Raw genomic sequence first — 18,998 nt, 5'->3', positions numbered from 1 at the left:
TGCCGGGCAGGACTAACCTGCCCGGCGCTGACGAAAGCAAAGGCCGCCATGACCCCTGAATTGACCGTCCTTACCCTTGCTGGTCTTTTGCAAGGGGTGCAATTTGCGCTGATGTCAGTGCGGGTGAATATGGAACTGCCCAATGGCAAAACCATGGGACCGCGCGATCCGGACCGCCTTGGCAAACCAATTCCCGAACAGGTCACACCGCGCACGGGCCGCTTAATCCGCGCCATGAACAACCATTTCGAAGCGCTGATCATGTTCACCTTGGCGGTGGTCGTCGTCACGCTTGGCGACAAGGCGACCGGCCTTTCCGCAGGCTGCGCTTGGGTGTTCTTGATTGCGCGGATTGCCTATGTGCCAGCCTATTATTTCGGCCTGACGCCGTGGCGGTCAATCATCTGGATGTTTGGCTTCTTGGCGACCATGCTTATGTTAATTTCTGCCCTTTTCTGAACGGAGGCCCCAATGGCCAGCTATGACGTCATCATCATCGGTTCCGGCCCCGGCGGCTATGTCTCGGCCATTCGCTGCGCGCAGCTCGGTCTGAAAACCGCCTGCGTCGAAGGACGCGACACGCTAGGCGGCACCTGCCTAAACGTAGGCTGCATCCCGTCCAAGGCGCTGCTGCACGCAACTGAAATGCTGCATGAAGCGGAACATAACTTCGCCGAAATGGGCCTGAAGGGCAAAACGCCATCGGTCGATTGGCCGCAGATGCAAGCCTACAAGGACAAAACCGTCAGCCAAAACACGGGCGGCATTGAGTTTTTGTTCAAGAAGAACAAGGTCGATTGGATCAAGGGTTGGGGTTCGATCCCTGCCCCCGGCAAGGTCAAGGTTGGTGATGACGTCCATGACGCCAAGCACATCATCGTCGCCACCGGGTCCGAGCCGTCGCCGCTGAAGGGCGTCGAGGTTGACGAGGAAACTGTCGTCACATCGACCGGTGCGCTGAAGTTGAACAAAATCCCCAAGTCGCTGGTCGTGATCGGTGCGGGCGTCATCGGGCTGGAACTCGGCTCGGTTTATGCGCGCCTCGGCTCCGAGGTGACGGTCGTCGAATACCTTGACGCCATCACCCCCGGTCAGGATGCGGAAATCGCCCGCCAGTTTCAGAAAATGCTAACCAAGCAGGGGCTGAAATTCATTCTTGGGGCCGCCGTCCAAGGCGTCAGCATCAAGAACAAAAAAGCGACCGTCAGCTACAAAATGCGCAAAGACGAAACTGAAGCAGAGATTACCGCAGATACCGTGCTGCTTGCCACCGGCCGTCGCCCCTTTGTGGACGGCCTTGGCCTAGACGCAGTGGGCGTTAAAATGACTGAGCGCGGCCAGATCGACGTCGACGCCCGCTATCAGACCAGCACCCCCGGCATCTACGCCATCGGCGACGCGATTGTCGGCCCGATGTTGGCCCACAAAGCCGAAGACGAAGGCATGGCCATCGCTGAAATTCTGGCCGGCCAGCACGGTCACGTAAACTACGGCGTGATCCCCGGCGTGATCTACACCCACCCCGAGGTCGCCTCTGTCGGCGAAACAGAAGAAACACTGAAAAAAGCGGGCCGCGCCTATAAAGTTGGCAAGTTCCCTTTCCTCGGCAACGCGCGGGCTAAGGCGAACTTCATGGGTGACGGTTTCGTTAAGATCCTCGCCGACAAGGAAACCGACCGCATCCTCGGCGCGCACATCATCGGCCCGATGGCCGGTGATCTGATTCACGAAATCTGCGTTGCCATGGAATTTGGTGCCGCAGCAGAGGATCTGGCCCGTACCTGCCACGCCCACCCCACGTACTCCGAAGCTGTGCGCGAGGCAGCCTTGGCCTGCGGCGACGGCGCGATCCACGCCTAATAATGCGATCAGCCCCCGGATGACCTCCGGGGGCCTCTCTGTTTACGGTCATCGGCATCCCTGCCTGTCCCGCTTATCCAGATTGACGGGACAAGGTTAAGACCCGGTAAAAGCCCGCCCTCTCTGTTTTAAAAATATCCTCGGGGGACGGCGCGTAGCGCCGGGGGGCAGACAGCCCCCTGCGCCGCCAGCGCCAATCACTAGGTTTTAAGAAGCCGCAGACCCTTGGTGACATCGCCCCGCACCGCCAGCCGCAACCCGGGTTCATCCCCTGCCTTCAACGCAGCCACGATCAAACGGTGATGCGTCGGCGGGTCTGTGCGGTTCAATTTGCCATAAAGCGCACACATCGTCGGCCCCAGTTGCAGCCACACGGTTTCCGTCATCGCCAAAATGGCCGGTGCCTGCGCACGCAGATAAAGCGTGCGGTGAAATTCAAGGTTCATGCGGATATAGCCGCTGGCATCGTGACGGGTGACCATCTGGCTTACGCCGTGGTTAATCGCCTCGAGCCGTTCGATCAGGGCAAAATGCGCGCGGGGCAAGGCACGCGATGCCAGCTCTGGCTCTAATAATGCACGCAGCGTTGCCAGCTCTTCGATTCGTTCGTTAGACAAAAGCGGTGTGCTGACCCGGCCCGTCGCTGACAGCGACAGCGCACCTTCTGACGCGAGGCGGCGCACGGCCTCGCGCGCAGGGGTCATCGACACCTCATATTCCTTTGCGATGCCGCGCAAGGTCAGCGTTGTGCCCGGCGCGATCTGACCATGAAGGATACGCGTGCGCAACGCGCGGAAAACGCGGTCATGGGCGGCACCGGGGGGCGCAATCGGACGGGGCTGTATCATGGGGCGATCATGGGATCAGGCACGCGGCGGCGTCAATCATCGAAACGCAGACGATGAAGCAGTTCCCCGTTTTCGCGCAGCCATTCCCGCCGCGCCGCATAGTCGGGCATCAGATCGGCCACGACGGCCCAAAACGCTGGGCTGTGGTTCATCTGATCCAGATGCGCGACCTCGTGGGCGGCCACGTAATCGAGCACCTCTGGCGGGGCCATAATCAGACGCCACGAATACATCAGCGCACCGGCGGATGAACACGACCCCCAGCGCGAGCGCGTGTCGCGTAGGGTTAAACGCGCATAGGACCGTCCGATCTGGGCCGCATAGCGATCAGAGGCGGCCGCCAACGCATCGCGCGCCTGCGCCTTAAGCACCGCCATCACGGCACGCGCGCCTGCCCCTTCCGGCAATTCCAGCTGCCCATCACGGATTCGCGCACGCCGCCCCCCAGCCGTCACGATCGGTAGGTTCGCACCGCGAAACAGCACCTCGCCCGCTGCAATCACCGACACAGGCGGTGTCACATCAGCAAGGTGCCCGCGCAGCCAACTTTCGCGTTCGGTCAAAAACGCAACCGCCTCGCGCTCTGGCGCGCGGGGCGGCATCGTCAGGGTGACTTTGCCATCCAGCCGCGACACGCGCAGGCTTAATCTGCGTGCGCCAGCCGACCGACGCAGGTCCACCGTAATCGGGGGGTTGCCAATAATCAGATCGCGGCCCATATGGATCCTTTGTTCCGCCTGCGCCAAAGGTCTTTGACACCGTGCCTGCCTTATGGCAGTGGAAAACAGGCCGCCGCAAGGGCAGCACCGACATTCAAAGGGGGAAACCCATGCCAAAAGAAGAATGGGGCACAAAGCGCCTATGTCCTGAGACGGGCAAGCGTTTCTATGACCTAAACAAGTCACCCGTGATCAGCCCCTACACGGGCAGTGTCGTGAACACAGACACTGGCAAAACCCGGACCATGGTCGCTGACGCTGAAGATGCGCAGACCAAGAAGATGAAAGTCGCCGACGAAGAGGACGATCTGGTCCTGGACGACGACGATGATGAAGACGAGGACGTCGATCTGGGCGATGATGTCCTGGAAGACGACGACGACGATACCGTCAGCCTTGACGAAATCGCCGATGTTGCCAAAGGCGACGACGATTAAAAAACTTCTCGTCGGGGCGCGATTTCTTACTTGATCTCGCCCCGATGGCTGCATAGACAGCGGCACACAGACGACGCGGTTCGCGTCATACGGTTTGGGGCCTTAGCTCAGCTGGGAGAGCGCTTGCATGGCATGCAAGAGGTCAGGGGTTCGATCCCCCTAGGCTCCACCAAACCTTCCTTCCATTTTTGATCTGCACGCATTTTTTTTGCACGCCTTTGTCTTTGACAATATGCAATGCGATGGCATCGTTTCGACGGCTTCAGCCCTATGCGCGGCCGACTGTTGATGTCGGCGGTCAAGACGCCTATTGCGACACATTGATCGCCATAAAAGAGGCGCTGATGCGCAGGGTGCCCCATTGATTGACGACATGCCTGACGGCGACTTCCAGTTTATTGCGCTGGATGTCGAAACCGCCTGCGGCGACAGCGCGAGCATCTGTCAGATCGGTATTGCCTGCGTGGGCCATGATGACACCATCCATACATGGTCGGTCTATGTTGACCCGCAGATGGCATTTGCGCCGTTTAACACTCAATTGCACGGGATCGGCGCGGACACTGTGCGCGGCGCGCCGACGTTCGCGCAGATTTGGCCCGCAATGGTGCCGCTGTTGTCCCGGCATCCGATGGTGCAGCACAGCCGTTTTGACGAAAAGGCCATCAATGCGGCATGCCGCGCCCATCAACTGCCGCGCCCGCGCCTGACCTGGCACGACAGCGTGACAATTGCGCGTGCCGCCTGGCCAGAGCTGAAGGGCAATGGCGGTCATGGGCTTGCCAACCTCAAGCAGGTGCTCGGCCTGGATTTCCACCACCATGACGCAGGCGAGGACGCGCGCGCTGCTGCGATGGTTGTGCTGCGCGCACGGGCCGCGACATCGGGCGTCGCGGTTATTGATGCGCTCCGGACGCGGCCGATTCAATTGTCGTGGCCGTTTTAGGACTGCGCCTGCATCGTAGCCTGCGCCGCTACGATCGCCGCGAGCTTTTCAAGAACCAGAGGCGCAGGCTCGCATGACTTTCGCGTCTGTAGGCTGACGTGAATGAGCAGTTGCGTGCAGCTTGCCACCACGTCTTCTGACGCGTTTTTCATTTCGTGGTACAGCCGCAGCTTTTTCCCCGCCCCTTCGATGATTTGGGTCACCACGGTGATCGGCTCTCCGACAAGGCATTCGTTCATGAATTTGGTGTGCGTATCGACGGTGAAATAGCTGAGGCCCGCCGCGATATAGGCCGCATCCGCGCCGATCATGCGCATCACGGTATCGGCGGCGTCGGACCAGACCTGCCCATAACGGCTTTCGTTCATGTGGCCGTTGTAGTCGGACCAATCGACCGGGACCGTACGGTTCACGCTGATGATGGGCTTGGTGAAGTCAGGTTCAGTCGCCGCGCCCAGCCGTGCATCATGTTCGTTCAGCAAGGCACCTGCGCCCCAGTTGCGCCCCTTGAGGGATCGCATCATGGACACCAGATTGTCGTCGCGGATGCGCTCTAACTCTCGGATGCTATGGCTACCGGATTGGGCGTCAGACTGGCTGGCGATGGTCTGCACCAGTTCGTCCGTCAACTCTGGCACGTCCATAAGTTTGGTCCAAGGCCACTGCAGGCAGGGTCCGAATTGGGCGATAAAGTGGGCCATGCCCGCCTCTCCTCCGGCGACGCGATAGGTTTCGAACAGGCCCATCTGCCCCCAGCGCAGGCCAAAGCCGTAGCGGATCGCATCGTCGATTTCCTGCGTGGTGGCGATGCCGTCCTTGACCAGCCAAAGCGCTTCACGCCAGACCGCCTCTAGAAAGCGATCCGCGATATGCGCATCGATTTCCTTGCGAACCTTCAGGGGCTTCATGCCGATGCGGGTCAAAATTTCATGGGCACGCGCGGTTGTCTTATCGCTACCCACCAGTTCTATCAGTGGCAGCAAGTAGACGGGGTTAAATGGGTGCGCGACAAAGATCTGGTCCGGGCGCAGCGCGCCTTCCTGCAGCTCTGATGGCTTGAATCCAGAGGTTGAGGAGCCAATCAGCGCATCGTCGCGGCAGTGGGTTTGGATCTCTTTCAGGATCCGGTGCTTCATCTCCAGCCGCTCTGGCGCGCTTTCTTGAATCCAGTCTGCATCTGCGACGGCTTCGGCCAGCGTTGGAACAAATTTGATCTGGCCTTCCGGCGGCAAAGCCACCTCTGACAGGGCGGGCAAGGACCGCCGGGCGTTCGCCATGACGGCGTCGATCTTGCGCGCGGCGTCTGGATCGGGGTCAAAGATCGCGACGTCCCACCCTGACAGGGCAAAGCGCGCGGCCCAACCGCCGCCAATGACTCCGCCGCCGATAATCGCTGCTGTATGGGTCATTTTGGTGCTCGCTTTGTCAGGCCAAGTTTCGCACGGACCGCATCCGGCCCCATGATATTGCCGCCCATCGCGGTGATAATACCGGCGGCGCGGGTAACCAGCGCTTCATTCGTGGCCAGCTCGCCTTTGGCCAGCCACAAGTTATCCTCTAGCCCGACGCGCACATGGCCGCCCGCCAGCACAGCGGCGGCGACATAGGCCATCTGATCGCGTCCGATGGAAAAGGCGGACCAGTGCCAGTCGCCCGGGACGTTATTCACCATCGCCATAAAGGTGTTCAGATCATTCGGTGCCCCCCAAGGGACACCCATACAAAGCTGCACAAGCGCGGGGGACGACAGCACGCCGTCTTTGACCAGTTGCTTGGCGTACCACAAATGACCGGTATCAAAGGCTTCGATCTCTGGTTTGACGCCCAGTTCTTCCATGCGCGCGCCCATGGCCGTCAGCATCCCGGGCGTGTTGGTCATAACGTAATCGGCTTCGGCAAAGTTCATCGTGCCACAATCGAGGGTGCAGATTTCGGGCAGGCAATCCTCGATATGCACAAGGCGTTCTTCGGCGCTAACCATGTCGGTCGCAGGGCGCAGCGGCAGCGGGGCAGAGGGTGGTCCGAACACCATGTCGCCGCCCATACCAGCGGTCAGGTTCAGGACCACATCGACGTCGGCATCGCGGATCCGTTCGGTCAGCTCGCGATACAGCGCCGGATCACGCGATGGCACCCCGGTGCCCGGATCACGCACATGACAATGCACAATCGCCGCCCCAGCCTTTGCCGCAGCAATCGCCGACGCCGCGATCTGTTCGGGGCTGCGCGGCACATGCGGCGAGCGGTCCTGACTATTGCCAGACCCCGTCACCGCACAGGTAATAAAGACATCGCGGTTCATCTGCAAAGGCATCGGGCGTTCCTAACTGTGGTCGCTAATAGCCTATACAGAATGACGATTTATGATGCGCAATAAAGCCCTGTTCCTGTCAAACGGCCAAAAGCTTTGCCTTGACGTTGGTTTAGGTCTGACGACGGGGGCGCGGCACCCTATCCGCAGTTAATCAACAAGCTGCGTTCGAATGACGGCCACGGCTTCAAGGGTGCGATGCACTGGGCATTTGTCTGCAATACGCAGCAGCCCCGCGCGGTGATCTTCTGTCAAATCGCCCTCGAAACGCAGATGGCGGGTAAACACATCCGTCTTGTTCGCCCGCTCTTCGCAGTTCTCGCAGTCGGCCAGATGTTCACGGTCATGGGTGACGTCGACTTCGGCATGCGTCAAAGGAATGCCCTTGCGCCGCGCATAAAGGCGGATGGTCATGACGGTACAAGCGCCCAGTCCCGCGGCCAGATATTCATAAGGGGTTGGCCCCAGATCCGTGCCGCCAACGCTGATAGGTTCGTCCGCGATCAGCTGATGCCGCCCGCCTACAGCAATATCTTGCAGCAGGCCGTCCGGGTCACGTTCTGACACCCGTGTCACGCCTTCTGGTACCTGCGGCGCGGCCTTTGGCTTTGGCATATCCAGATAGCGGGACACCCATGTCGCGATGACGTCAGCGGCATATTTTGCGTCCTCCTCAGCCGTGATCAGATGGTCTGCCGTATCAAGCGAGACAAAGCTTTTTGGATGTTTTGCAGCGATGAAAATCTCGCTCGCGTTGTCGATGCCAACCGTCGCATCGCGCGGCGCGTGCAGCACCAGCAAGGCGGCATTCAGGTGCCGCAACGCATCCCGCAGGGACGCTGTGCTGATGTCATCAATGAATGACTTGCGGATGGTAAAATCGCGCCCGGCAAGGCTGACCGTCGCTGCCCCGTGCTCTTGGATATCATCTAGCTTGGAGCCGAAATTATTCGACACATGCGCGGGGGCAAACGGCGCACCAATCGTGACGACCGCGCGCAAACCGGGCACCTGAGGCGCGGCCTTGATGACAGCGGCCCCGCCAAGGGAATGACCGACCAGCAGCGATGGCGCCATGCCGCGATCCGTCAGATACGCGGCGGCGAGCAATAGATCGTCAACGTTCGACGAAAAATGGGTATTGGCGAATTCGCCTTCTGAATGGCCCAGCCCGGTGAAGTCAAAGCGCAGAACCGCGATGCCTTTGGCAGCAAGGCGGGCGGCGATGCGGCGCGCGGCGGGGATATCTTTAGAGCAGGTGAAGCAATGCGCAAAGATCGCAGTCGCGCCCACCGGCCCGTCCGGCAGATCAAGGCGCGCGGCCAGCATGTCGCCAGAATGGCCTTTGAATGTGATACGCTCGGTTTTCATGAAACTGTCCTTCACGGGAGATTTGGGGCGGATTGGCGGTTTCAAAAGCTGTCAGCCGGGCGGCGCAACAAGGTCCCAAAAGCCAGATTTGCGGTGATGTTTCTGCCTAAGATGCGCCAGATATGCGCTGTGATCCGGATAAGCGCCGTAGTTATCGATGCGCGCATCGCTCGACTGGCACTCCGCAAGGTGACGGGCTGCATGACGGTACCGCTTGGACTTTGCCCCGATGAGTGCGTCATCAATCATCGCGCGCCTGATGATCACTGCCGCAAGCGGGTGCTTTTCAGACAGCGCATCTGCGGCTGGGGTAAGCGCCTCGAACTGGTCCCCGTCCAGATGTTTTGCGCGGTCCAGCACCAACCGGGCGGCGCGGTCCAGCTCGGGCCATCCGGTTAGAAAATCGATCGCGACCTCTAGCTTGGCAAAGCGTTCGGCCAGATCCAGCGCCGCGTCCTCTGCGGCGATATCGTCAAAGTCGGGCAGCAACTTCAGGTGCCTGCGCAGGCTGTCTGCGTCCAGTGTCTGGGCAAAGCGCTGCCACAAATGATCCGTCAGCTCTGCCGTATTGCCCTGTTGTTTCAAGCCGTCCTCAAAGACCAGTTCCAGATCATGGCGGGCGGTGCCGTGTGACGCCTTGCCGCCCTCGGCCATCGCGCGGCGAATAATCTGCATCGCCTCTTCAACGCGGCCAGCGTCCAGCAATCGGCGCGCCACTTGCGGCGCGATGGTGCCAAAGGTCAGCTGCTGGGGCGAATAGCGCGCGATATAGGCATCGACGTCGCCCTGTACGTCGGCAATGTCCGCAAGGATCACCGACCGGGTCAGGTCTTTGTTGCGCTGGATGCTGCCTGCTGCCGACCGCGACAGGCCAAAGCCGCTGTATCGCTCGACCTCTTCTGGCGTGGGCGCAGCATCGGCCCATGCGTTGGCACCGGCTTTCAAGTGCTCTAGCCCGGTATTGCCCAAGATGGCAGACGTCGCCGGGATGATGCCGTCGAACTCGCCGTAGCCGGCCCCCACGACGGCGTCCAATATGCGGTCCGCAAACACCAAAGGCGCGACGTTGATCCGCGGTGCGATGGCGGCGATAGCGTCGATGGCATCACGAAATACGTCGCCCACGGCCCCGTTGCTATCGTCGGTCCGTTCGTGAATGGACGGGGCCAGTTGGATGAGTGACCACAGCAGATCAAAGCCCTCGTCTGCGTTATACGGGACAACGTTCGCGTTGATCATCTGCAACAGACCGTCCAGATCCTTGATCAGGGCCTTCTGTTTGCGCCAGTTCACAAAAGCCGCCGCGCGCCGCATCATGGCAAAGCGTTTGCGGATATCCACCGCGATATCCTGCGGGCCCTGCGCGGCACTAATCTCTAGCCGCGCGCGGCGCTGCAATGCGGCGCTTCCCTGCACCAGATCCATCACCAAAGCCGCCAGCCGCTCTGCGCCCAGCTTTTCCAGATTGGTCGTGTTCAGGGTCTTCTTGCTCATGGTCGCGGATATCGCATTCAGGAATTACCTGATGACACTGCCCCATCGCACCCGAAGCGACAATCAGGTTCGGCCCCCCATCACGAAGTTGTCGCGATGCGGAAACAAAGGCGGAAGATCACCCAGATCTATATTTTTCCGAATGGAATTGACCTATAAGTCCTTACGGTTGGAGGGCTGGGGATGATGAACGACATAGGAGAGCCGACAGTTCTGGCGCTGCTGGGGCTGCTTGGCGGCGTGGTCTTGGGGCTTGCGGCCCGGCTGGGCCGTTTTTGCACCCTTGGCGCGATCGAGGATGCCTTATACGCGCAAGATGACACGCGCTTGCGGATGTGGGGCATAGCGATTGGCACGGCGATCATCGGCAGTTTCGCCCTTGCTGCCACCGGGCTGCTGCAGCCTGAACAGACGATCTATCTGGCCTTTGCGTTTCAACCACTGGCCAGCATCCTTGGCGGATTGATGTTTGGCTACGGCATGGCGCTAGCGGGCAACTGCGGCTACGGCGCATTGGCGCGGCTCGGCGGCGGTGACCTGCGGTCCTTCGTCATCGTTTTGGTCATGGGATTGGCTGCATTTGCGACAATCTCTGGCCCGCTGGCTTACCTGCGCGTCGCGGCCTTTGCGCAGACGCCAGCCGACGCGGCACCGGGTATTGCGCAAGGACTGTCGGGACTAACGGGCCTGCCCGTCAACGGCATTGGCATCGCCATCGGGGCTGCCGTTCTGGCAATAACACTGTCTGCGGCCCCTTTCCGGTCAAACCTAAGGGCTGTCTTTTGGGGCGTCTGTGTCGGGCTTGCGATTGTGTCGGGCTGGGCGGGCACGCAGTGGGTCGCGGTCGCAGGCTTTGCGCCGACAGTCGTGGAATCCCACACCTTTGCCGCCCCCTTGGGCGAGACGATGCTTTACGCGATGACGGCGTCCGGCAGTTCCTTGTCGTTCGGCATCGGCTCTGTCCTTGGTGTGCTGTTCGGGGCGTTCATCGGGTCGCTGGTCAAAGGCCATTTCCGCTGGGAAGCCTGCGAAGATCCGCGGGAATTGCGCCGCCAGATTGCCGGGGCCGCGTTGATGGGTGTTGGCGCAGTGCTGGCAATGGGATGCAGCATCGGTCAAGGTCTGTCCGCGATTTCAGTACTGGCCTATTCGGCGCCGTTGGTCATGGCTGGCATCTTTACCGGGGCCGGGATCGGGCTGCGCCAATTGATTACAGGCTTTGCCCGGATCGCCTAAATTCGCTTTGCCGATGACAGCCACCCTGCTATCATTCAAAGATACGAATATGAGGGGGCGACCATGAAGATTTCGCGGCGGACATTGATTTCGGGGGTGATTGCAGTGGCTGGCAGCGCGGTGCTGCCGCGTATCGCCTGGGCGAATACCACGCTTAGCCTTGGCGCGGGCATGCTTGATACGCTGAGCGATGGTCACCTGATGCTGCCGCGCAGTTTCGTGCTGGGCGATATTCCCGTGGCCGAGGCGGACGCCGTGCTGGAACCTTTCGGTCTGGCTGGCGCGGCTTCGCTTCTGCCAGATTGCAACCTGACGCTTTGGCGGGGTGACGATCGCACCGTGCTGTTCGACGCAGGCTCTGGCCCAGATTTCATGCCAACCGCCGGGCATCTGATGGCCGCGATGGATGCGCTGGGGATCACGCCAGAGGACGTCACCGACGTTGTCTTTACCCATGGCCACCCTGACCATCTGTGGGGCGCGCTGGACGATTTCGACGAACCACTCTTTGCCAATGCCCAGCATCATATGGGGCAGATCGAGTGGGACTATTGGACCGACCCCGCCCTGCCAGATACGATTGCCGCCGACCGCCTGACCTTTGCCGTCGGGGCAGCCCGCAGGCTAGAGGTGCTAGCCGAGGGCATCAATCTGTTCAACGATGGCGATGAGGTCCTGCCGGGTATAACCGCCCGCGCCACCCACGGGCATACCCCCGGTCACATGGCGTTTGAAATCGCAACAGAGGAAGAGACCGTGATGGTGCTGGGCGATTGTATTGCCAATCACCACATCGCTTTTGTCCGGCCCGATTGGCCGAACGGGTCCGATCAGGACACCGCGCAAGGGGCCGAAACCCGTGCTACGCTATTGGCGCAATTGGCAGATACAGGCACCGTTTTTGCCGGGTTCCACTTACCTGCCCCCGGGCTTGGCCGGGCGGTACGGGACGGGAATGCGTTTCGATTTGAGCCGCTCACCTAATGGACGCGGAGGGGGGCCGCCGGCCTGACCGGCAGGGCGGCCCCTTTTCCTATTGCCCGGCGGCTTCGCGCGCGATGTCGTCCAGCAGCGCCTGCACGTCTTGCATGACGCCTTCGGGTTGGTTGCGGTAGCCGACCTGCACTTTACCGTCCTTGTCAGTGACGAACACGCCGTAGGGGCAATAGGCGATATTGGCGGGATCAGCCTCCATCACCTTGCGGGACAGCGTGGCAGAGCAGAACATGAAGATATCGGCATCGTCATAGATCACGACGTCGCTGCCAACATCGGCGCGGGTCCGTTCCAGCATTTCCCCGACGTGGCTGGTCCAATCGATCACCAGCCCCCGCCCCACAATGGCAGATTCAACACCAAAGGTCGCATCGTCAAAGCTGCCGTCATAATCATAGACGGTGGCCTGTTGCGCCAGCGCGGGGCTGGCGACAAGGACAAAGGCGAGGGCAAATTTACGCATGGGACTGGTCCTTTATGTGATGCGCTGCCTTATGGGCTGGCGCTTTGCAGATAGGCGATCAGTGCGTCGATATCGGCGGCGTCACGCACGCCGCGGAACGACATTTTGGTGCCGGGCATCGCGTCCTTGGGGTTGGCAAGGAAGGCGTGCAGCTTGTCGTTATCCCAAACCTCGCCCGCGGCCATCGCATCCTGAAACACGTCCGAATAGCGGAAATCAGGGATGGCACCGACGGTGCGGCCCATAATCGCATTCAGCTCTGGCCCGACGCGGTTTTGTGCCCCCTCGCCCACCATGTGACAGGATTTGCACTGGCGGAATGCTTTTTCGCCGTCCGCAATAAGGGCTGGATCAGCGGCAGCGACAACCACCGGGGCGGGTTCTGCTGCTGGTTCAGGTTCTGCTGCTGGCTCTGCTGCGGCTTCGGTGACAGGCTCGGCAGCAGGGGCTTCAACAGCGGCTGCTTCTGCGGCGGCCTCGTTTGCCTTGGCGGCCGTTTCCTCTGGCGTCACATCGACCACGCTGGCGTGCATCGTAATCTCGACGCTGTCTTTGCAGTTCTCCATGCAGGCTTCTGCCATGAAGATCGGAAACTCCGTCTCTGCCCGGTCGTCGTCGATAAAGTTATCGACGTTCGGCATGGACACTTCGGTGAAGTTTTCGTTCGACAGGGTGAAATCATCATCCACCAGATCGTTCAGATAAAGGATATAGGCCGTCAGCGCATAGGTTTCATCATCACTGAGCGAGGCTGCGTGGCCAAAAGGCATGGCGCGGTTCACGTAGTCGAACACAGTCGACAAATAGGGCCAGTAGCTGCCCACAGTCTTGACCGGATCTTTGTATTCCAACGTGCCATCACCGCCAGCCAACACAGGCCAGCGGCCGACAGCCTCGCCAAAGTCGCCATGGCAGACAGAGCAGTTTTCGACGTAGATATCTTCGCCCGTCAGCACATCGCCACTGCCGACAGGCAGACCCATGCCATCGGGGCGGATGTCGGTGTTCCAAGCAGCGACTTCTTCGGGCATCGCAGCGCGGCCAATGCCATATCCGCCGTCCTTTGACGGTGCCACGTCTTGCGCGGCGGCTGCGGTGGCAAAGGTCAGTAGGGCTGCAGCGAGATTAAGAGATTTCGACATTTTCAGCCTTTCCGTCAGCATCGATGGCCCAAGTCTGGATACCATTATTGTGGTAGATCGAATTTTCGCCGCGGATTTTGCGCAGCGCGTCCTTGGTTGGCTGCACGTATCCGGTGCTGTCATGCGCCCGGCTTTGCAGCAGCAGCGGCGCGCCGTCCCAGTCCATTTCATAATAGAAACGATGCATCGATTTATCGAAGCTAGGTCCAGACATGCGAGCCTTGTGCCAGTTCATGCCGCCATCGGTCGTCACGTCCACCTGCGGGATCGTACCGCGGCCGGACCATGCGACGCCTGTGATGACCAGCGGGCCTTTGCCATGGGTGATCGGGGCTTGCGGGCTCGGCGATGTGATGACGGATTTTGCGTCCATCTCCCACGTGAAGCGACGCGCGACACCGTTGGCCAACAGATCGGTGTATTTGCTGGTTTCCTCGCGGGCGTGCCAAGGCTGGTCGCCGACTTCGATCCGGCGGATCCACTTGACCCACATATTGCCTTCCCAACCCGGCACGACCAGCCGCAGGGGATAGCCTTGTTCGGGGCGCAGCGCCTCGCCGTTCATTTTGAAGGCGACCAGGCAGTCATCCAGCGCTTTTTCCATCGGGATAGAGCGGTTCATGCCAGCGGCGTCAGCGCCTTCGACCATGATCCACTTCCCCTCGGTCTTCACGCCAGCCTCTTCCAGCAGCAGCCGCAGGGGCACGCCGGTGTATTGCACGTTGTGGATCATGCCGTGGGTAAACTGGCAGCCGTTCAGCTGCGCGCCGGCCCATTCCATGCCGGAGTTGGCGGCGCATTCCAAGAAATAGACGTGGTTTTCGCGGGGGAAGCGCATCAGGTCTTCCATCGTGAAGACCAGTTCTTTGTCCACTAAACCGTTGATCATCAAGCGATGCTCTGACGGCTCAATCACGGCGACGCCGCCGTGGTGACGTTCAAAGCACAACCCATTCGGTGTGATGATCCCGTCTAGCGCGTGCAGCGGCGTAAAGTTGACCGAACTCACTGCGTCAGCAGTCAACCACGGCACGTCGCGGCGGATGACGTCAGCCTCGAACTTTGACGGCACACCGTAGGGCGCGGCATCAACGCCAGCGCCAAGGTCTTGGCGCCACGGCTGCGGGTTTACGATCAGCGGATCGGCGGTTTGCGCCGACAACCGCGATCCGGCCAGCGCACCGCCGACAGCGGCAGCCCCTGTCAGAAAATTGCGGCGGGATGGCTTCAAGCCCTTGTAGTGTTCCATGTCTCTCTCCTTCTCGGCCAACGGGCCCTAGGGCCGCACGTAGGCGTATCCATCTTCTTGCAGGGTGATCAGTTGCACGACGCCAGAGGGGACGACCGTCGCCTCTGACATCAGCGGAATGTCGTGGCCCGCCTTTTTCTCCATCCCGGCCAATGTGTTGGCACAGGCAGCGAAGGTCAGGCCGTCGTTTGCCAAGGTCATCGCGGCGATGCGGTCGGCAACGGGGCTTTCCCCTTCGACCAGCATCATCAGGCCAGGGCCGTAGGTAACGACCTCGACCGTGACGGTATCGCCCTGCTCTGCGTAATAGCTGATCAGGTTGCCGACATTGTTCAGGGCCATGTTCATGACCTGCGGATCGTTCTCGTCGACGTGGACGGCGACCTTGTGGTTAACTCCCTCCGCCATGGCAAAGGTGGCGGTGATGGCCAGCAATCCTGCGAGTACAAAGGTCTTCATGATGTTCCCCTATTCAACAACGACGACGTTGGTGTTGTCGGGCACCGACACGGTGCCCTGTGATGCGATGTAATCCTCGACCACATCCCAGATCTGCGGCCCTTCGGTGTCCTCGTTGACCGAGGCCCAGCCGGCGACGACATATGGCGTGGCGGCGTCAATCGCCTCGCCCGTTGCCAAAAGCGTCAGGTCGGAAATCCGCTCTCCAATAGGTTTGGTGATGTCGATCTTATAACCAATGCCGCCGACGCGAACCATGTCGCCGCCCTGCTGATAGTAGGGGTCGGGGTTGAACAGGTTGTCGGCCACGTCTTCCATGATCAGCTTCAGCGTCTCGCCGGTCATTTCGGACCGGTAGGCCTTGCCGTAGGTCATCGAAGTGACGTTCCAGATGTCTTCGCGCGTGATATCAGAACCGGGCAAGATCGACGGCCCCCAGCGTACACCGGGCGACAAGGCGATCTGCGCATCGCGTTGGTCCAGCAGAGCGTTGCAAATCAGGTCGTCCCATGTGCCGTTAAAATTGCCCCGGCGATACAGCAAAGAGGTGTCGTCGGTGCGCCCGATGACTTCCTCTAGCCGGTCTTTGAACGGCGCGCGTTCGGCGTCGATGGCTTTTGCCACTTCAGCGTCAGGGGTGATGACGTCAGAGAAGATCGGGATCAGCTTGTGACGGAAACCCATCATGCGGCCATCGCGCACATCCAGATCAACGCGGCTGACGAATTTCCCGTTCGAACCAGAGGCGACGATGATCGTCTCGCCGACCAGCACAGGTTCTGGCAGCGCGTCGTGGGTGTGACCGGACAGGATGACATCGATGCCGGTGACATTCGCGGCCATCTTTTTGTCCACGTCAAAGCCGTTGTGCGACAGGCAGACGACCAGTTCGGCACCCATGCCGCGCACCTCGTTGACCATGTCCTGCATATGCGCGTCGCGGATACCAAAGCTGTATTCGGGGAACATCCAGCCGGGGTTGGCGATAGGCATATAGGGGAAGGCCTGACCGATCACGGCGACCTTTACGCCGCCGCGTTCGAAGAATTCATAGGGTTTAAAATCCTCGCTAGGCTCGTCCCATTCGGCGTCAAAGATGTTCTGCCCCATGGCCGCAAACGGCAAATCTTGGACGATTTCGCGCACCCGGTCGGACCCAAGGGTGAATTCCCAGTGAAAGGTCATGGCGTCAGGCTTGAGCAGGTTCATGACGTTGACCATGTCCTGGCCTTGCGTCTCGTAACACGTCATGGAGCCATGCCACGTGTCGCCGCCATCCAGCAGGATCGCGTCTGGGCGGTCGGCGCGGATGGCGTTGATGACCGTGGCGACCCGGTCAAGACCGCCCATTTTGCCGTAGCCCTGCGCCAGCGCGCTAAAGTCGCCGGACGACAGCGCATAGTGCGACGCAGACCCATCATCGATCCCATAAAGCTTGCGGAAGTCGGCACCGGTGATGTGAGGCACCTCTCCCTTATTCGGGCCGACGCCAAGATTCACAGACGGTTCGCGGAAATAGATCGGCTTGAGCTGCGCGTGAATATCAGTGACGTGGATCAGGGACACATTGCCGTAGGTATCGAACTGCAACAACTGGTCCTGCGTAAGCGCCTGCTGCGCGGCCAGACGGCCCCAGCGGCCAAACCCGGACGCGCCGATGATGGCGGATGCCGCCACACTGGCCTGCAGGAAATCACGACGAGAGATCATGGGCGCGGTCCTTTGGTAAACTTATTCACGATTTGGAATATAATGAGAGGCAGAAAAGCCCGCGCATGGGAAAACCACGCGCGGGCTTGTTTGTTACGGGCGAACTGACGGCGCTTCGACCGACAGGCCGTTACCGCGCGATGCAACATAAAGCTCTAGCGCGACGAATTCGGCGCTGCCGGGGCTATAGGTTTCCGCACGCGTGTCGCGGATGCAGCCCTTAAAGCGGTTGTGCGTCTGCACCAAACCGTCGTTTTTCAGACGGAACGCCGGGAAGCCGTTGATCTGGCCTTGGCTCAGGTGGTCAGCGCGGATGTAGTTGTCATAGTTTTCTTCGTGGCAGGACGCGCAGGACAGCTCTAGCTGGCCATAGCGCGTGTAATACATCTCTTCGCCCTGCTTCCAGGTGTCAGCCACGGGGCCATCAATGGCCACGTTGACCGGCATGCCGCGTGATTGCATGGAAATCAGCGCCTCTGCCCCGGTCATGTCAGAGCCGTCGTATTTCCACGCCTCGGCCCCCATGTTCTCGGTGCGGCAGTCGTTGATCTGCATCGCAAGGGTGCGCACTTCGCCTGCGTCCTCGTTCCATTTCGGATAGACCGCGCGCACGCCAAGCATGCTTTGCTCTACATCTTCGTGGCAGGACGCGCAGGATTTGCCTTCGGTGCCGTCCACCGTTGACCATTGCACGATGGCTTTATCGACGGCGATGATGGCCGGGTTTTCGAAGTCGTCCATCTGCATTTCCTGCAGCGACGCGTCGCGGAAACGCCAGCCAGAGTAGATTGTACGCAGGCCCGAAATATAGTCGGGCGCGGGCGCTTCGGTCACGATTTCGATGTCGCCGTTTGTGACCAGCTGGTGGTCATCTTGGGCCACAGCACCGGTCGCAACCAATGCGATGGCGGCGGTCAAAAGTCCTGTTGTTCTCATTGTCGTCCCTCCCCTGTCGTCCTCCGCTTCGGGTTACCCGATCGCGATGTCCTGGCTTTCGGTGTAGACGGAGCCGTCGTCGTCATACCATGTGAAGGTGAATGTCCCGGCCTCTGGCACGGTGGCCTCGAACTCGAAATAAGGGTTGGTGGAAATCGCCGGTTCCATCGTCACGTCGATGACGCTCTGGCCGTTGAATTCACAGGTAAAGCGATTGATGATCGACCGCGGGATCAGGTTGCCCGCGTCATCCTTGCGCTGCCCGGATTCCATTGGGTGCGAAATCAGGGTCTTCAGCGTGATCGCCTCGCCTGCAGCCGCTGTTTTGGGTACGCGGACCTTGGGTTTTACGTTGTCAGCCATTGTTCATATCCTCCTGATCAGCCGCCGCAGCCGCCGATGGTAACCTTCACTTCTTGCGTGGCCTGAACGAAGCTGCCGTCCGCCATTTTCGCAATCGCCATCACGTTCTGCGTCTTGGCCAAGCGGATCCGGGTGGACGCCGTTTGCGACGCAGCCAGCGGGCCGAAGTTAAAGATCGCGGCGTCTGGCGTCGGGTTGCCCGTGGCCAGCAGCATGATTGACACAGCGCCGGGTGCGCTGACTTCGACCGGGACGGTGTTGCCGTTTTCCGCGATCTCTGGCGCGGTCAGCGTCAGACCTTCGGTTCCCATCTCGGCACCGCCGGTAAAGGCCGCGATCGAGTCTTCGGACGCGTCAGCAAAAGCGCGAAACGGCATGGCCGCTGCGACGGACGCGCCAAGCGCCATCATAAATGTTTGTCTACGTGTGATTGTCATCGGATGACCTCTTCCTTTGGG

The 18,998-nt window shown here is 60.4% G+C and carries 21 protein-coding genes and 1 tRNA gene; 7 read left to right on the top strand and 15 right to left on the bottom strand.

Features of this window, described 5'->3' with window-relative positions; all coding sequences use genetic code 11:
• Positions 1-48 precede the first annotated feature (48 nt).
• Positions 49-459: an MAPEG family protein gene (locus tag KBW81_RS01365; protein WP_090189559.1), complete on the top strand. Its 411-nt coding sequence runs from the start codon at positions 49-51 to the stop codon at positions 457-459.
• Between the two features lie 12 nt (positions 460-471).
• A complete protein-coding gene (gene lpdA, locus KBW81_RS01360; protein ID WP_090189561.1) occupies positions 472-1,860 on the top strand; it encodes a dihydrolipoyl dehydrogenase in 1,389 nt (462 codons plus the stop codon).
• A gap of 200 nt (positions 1,861-2,060) precedes the next feature.
• Here the strand turns inward: lpdA and KBW81_RS01355 are convergent, their stop codons facing one another.
• Complete coding sequence (locus tag KBW81_RS01355) at positions 2,061-2,708, bottom strand: GntR family transcriptional regulator (protein WP_090189563.1); 648 nt, start codon at positions 2,706-2,708, stop codon at positions 2,061-2,063.
• A gap of 32 nt (positions 2,709-2,740) precedes the next feature.
• Positions 2,741-3,427, bottom strand: coding sequence for a M48 family metallopeptidase (locus KBW81_RS01350; protein ID WP_254248059.1), 687 nt, complete (start codon positions 3,425-3,427; stop codon positions 2,741-2,743).
• Between the two features lie 110 nt (positions 3,428-3,537).
• Here KBW81_RS01350 and KBW81_RS01345 point away from each other — a divergent pair, with 110 nt between their 5' ends.
• Entirely contained in the window at positions 3,538-3,864 is a 327-nt protein-coding gene (locus KBW81_RS01345) for a TIGR02300 family protein (protein ID WP_090189567.1), read from the top strand.
• Between the two features lie 96 nt (positions 3,865-3,960).
• Positions 3,961-4,036: transfer RNA gene (locus KBW81_RS01340), tRNA-Ala, on the top strand.
• Between the two features lie 135 nt (positions 4,037-4,171).
• On the opposite strand, the gene KBW81_RS01335 is transcribed toward KBW81_RS01340, so the two are convergent.
• Positions 4,172-4,336, bottom strand: coding sequence for a hypothetical protein (locus tag KBW81_RS01335; RefSeq protein ID WP_254249084.1), 165 nt, complete (start codon positions 4,334-4,336; stop codon positions 4,172-4,174).
• On the opposite strand from KBW81_RS01335, the gene KBW81_RS01330 reads away from it, so the two are divergent.
• A complete protein-coding gene (locus KBW81_RS01330; protein ID WP_254248979.1) occupies positions 4,262-4,810 on the top strand; it encodes a 3'-5' exonuclease in 549 nt (182 codons plus the stop codon). The two genes, KBW81_RS01335 and KBW81_RS01330, sit on opposite strands and share 75 nt — an antisense overlap.
• On the opposite strand, the gene KBW81_RS01325 is transcribed toward KBW81_RS01330, so the two are convergent.
• The 4 genes from KBW81_RS01325 to KBW81_RS01310 form a co-directional block, all read right to left on the bottom strand.
• Entirely contained in the window at positions 4,807-6,219 is a 1,413-nt protein-coding gene (locus KBW81_RS01325; protein ID WP_254248058.1) for a carnitine 3-dehydrogenase, read from the bottom strand. The genes KBW81_RS01330 and KBW81_RS01325 overlap by 4 nt on opposite strands.
• Complete coding sequence (locus KBW81_RS01320; RefSeq protein ID WP_254248057.1) at positions 6,216-7,124, bottom strand: beta-keto acid cleavage family enzyme; 909 nt, start codon at positions 7,122-7,124, stop codon at positions 6,216-6,218. The genes KBW81_RS01325 and KBW81_RS01320 overlap by 4 nt, the downstream gene beginning before the upstream one ends.
• Before the next feature lie 147 nt (positions 7,125-7,271).
• Positions 7,272-8,492 (bottom strand): bifunctional alpha/beta hydrolase/OsmC family protein, encoded by a 1,221-nt coding sequence (locus KBW81_RS01315; RefSeq protein WP_254248056.1) that lies wholly within the window; start codon positions 8,490-8,492, stop codon positions 7,272-7,274.
• A gap of 51 nt (positions 8,493-8,543) precedes the next feature.
• Positions 8,544-9,986 carry a DUF6880 family protein gene (locus KBW81_RS01310; RefSeq protein ID WP_254248055.1) on the bottom strand — a complete coding sequence of 481 codons (1,443 nt, stop codon included), beginning with the start codon at positions 9,984-9,986 and terminating at the stop codon, positions 8,544-8,546.
• 183 nt (positions 9,987-10,169) lie between these two features.
• On the opposite strand from KBW81_RS01310, the gene KBW81_RS01305 reads away from it, so the two are divergent.
• Entirely contained in the window at positions 10,170-11,222 is a 1,053-nt protein-coding gene (locus tag KBW81_RS01305) for a YeeE/YedE family protein (protein ID WP_254248054.1), read from the top strand.
• A gap of 63 nt (positions 11,223-11,285) precedes the next feature.
• The gene (locus KBW81_RS01300) at positions 11,286-12,206 is read left to right on the top strand and encodes an MBL fold metallo-hydrolase (RefSeq protein WP_254248053.1); all 921 of its coding nucleotides are present in this window, start codon (positions 11,286-11,288) and stop codon (positions 12,204-12,206) included.
• 49 nt (positions 12,207-12,255) lie between these two features.
• Here the strand turns inward: KBW81_RS01300 and KBW81_RS01295 are convergent, their stop codons facing one another.
• The 8 genes from KBW81_RS01295 to soxY form a co-directional block, all read right to left on the bottom strand.
• On the bottom strand, positions 12,256-12,681 hold the full coding sequence (locus KBW81_RS01295) for a DUF302 domain-containing protein (RefSeq protein ID WP_254248052.1): 426 nt from the start codon (positions 12,679-12,681) through the stop codon (positions 12,256-12,258).
• A 29-nt stretch (positions 12,682-12,710) separates the two neighbouring features.
• Positions 12,711-13,823 (bottom strand): c-type cytochrome, encoded by a 1,113-nt coding sequence (locus KBW81_RS01290; protein ID WP_254248051.1) that lies wholly within the window; start codon positions 13,821-13,823, stop codon positions 12,711-12,713.
• A complete protein-coding gene (soxC, locus tag KBW81_RS01285; RefSeq protein WP_090189582.1) occupies positions 13,807-15,072 on the bottom strand; it encodes a sulfite dehydrogenase in 1,266 nt (421 codons plus the stop codon). Before soxC ends, KBW81_RS01290 begins: the two co-directional genes overlap by 17 nt.
• Positions 15,073-15,099: 27 nt before the next feature.
• The gene (locus tag KBW81_RS01280) at positions 15,100-15,531 is read right to left on the bottom strand and encodes a DsrE family protein (RefSeq protein ID WP_254248050.1); all 432 of its coding nucleotides are present in this window, start codon (positions 15,529-15,531) and stop codon (positions 15,100-15,102) included.
• Between the two features lie 9 nt (positions 15,532-15,540).
• On the bottom strand, positions 15,541-17,241 hold the full coding sequence (gene soxB, locus KBW81_RS01275) for a thiosulfohydrolase SoxB (protein ID WP_090189586.1): 1,701 nt from the start codon (positions 17,239-17,241) through the stop codon (positions 15,541-15,543).
• A gap of 93 nt (positions 17,242-17,334) precedes the next feature.
• Positions 17,335-18,177 carry a sulfur oxidation c-type cytochrome SoxA gene (soxA, locus tag KBW81_RS01270; protein ID WP_090189588.1) on the bottom strand — a complete coding sequence of 281 codons (843 nt, stop codon included), beginning with the start codon at positions 18,175-18,177 and terminating at the stop codon, positions 17,335-17,337.
• 33 nt (positions 18,178-18,210) lie between these two features.
• Positions 18,211-18,540 (bottom strand): thiosulfate oxidation carrier complex protein SoxZ, encoded by a 330-nt coding sequence (gene soxZ / locus KBW81_RS01265; RefSeq protein ID WP_090189590.1) that lies wholly within the window; start codon positions 18,538-18,540, stop codon positions 18,211-18,213.
• Positions 18,541-18,557: 17 nt separating this feature from the next.
• The gene (soxY, locus tag KBW81_RS01260; protein WP_090189592.1) at positions 18,558-18,977 is read right to left on the bottom strand and encodes a thiosulfate oxidation carrier protein SoxY; all 420 of its coding nucleotides are present in this window, start codon (positions 18,975-18,977) and stop codon (positions 18,558-18,560) included.
• Positions 18,978-18,998: the final 21 nt, after the last annotated feature.

Source organism: Loktanella salsilacus (genome assembly GCF_024206795.1).
GTDB lineage: Bacteria > Pseudomonadota > Alphaproteobacteria > Rhodobacterales > Rhodobacteraceae > Loktanella > Loktanella salsilacus.
Note: the sequence above shows the minus strand (reverse complement) of the source record. Positions and strands in the feature narration are given on the sequence as shown.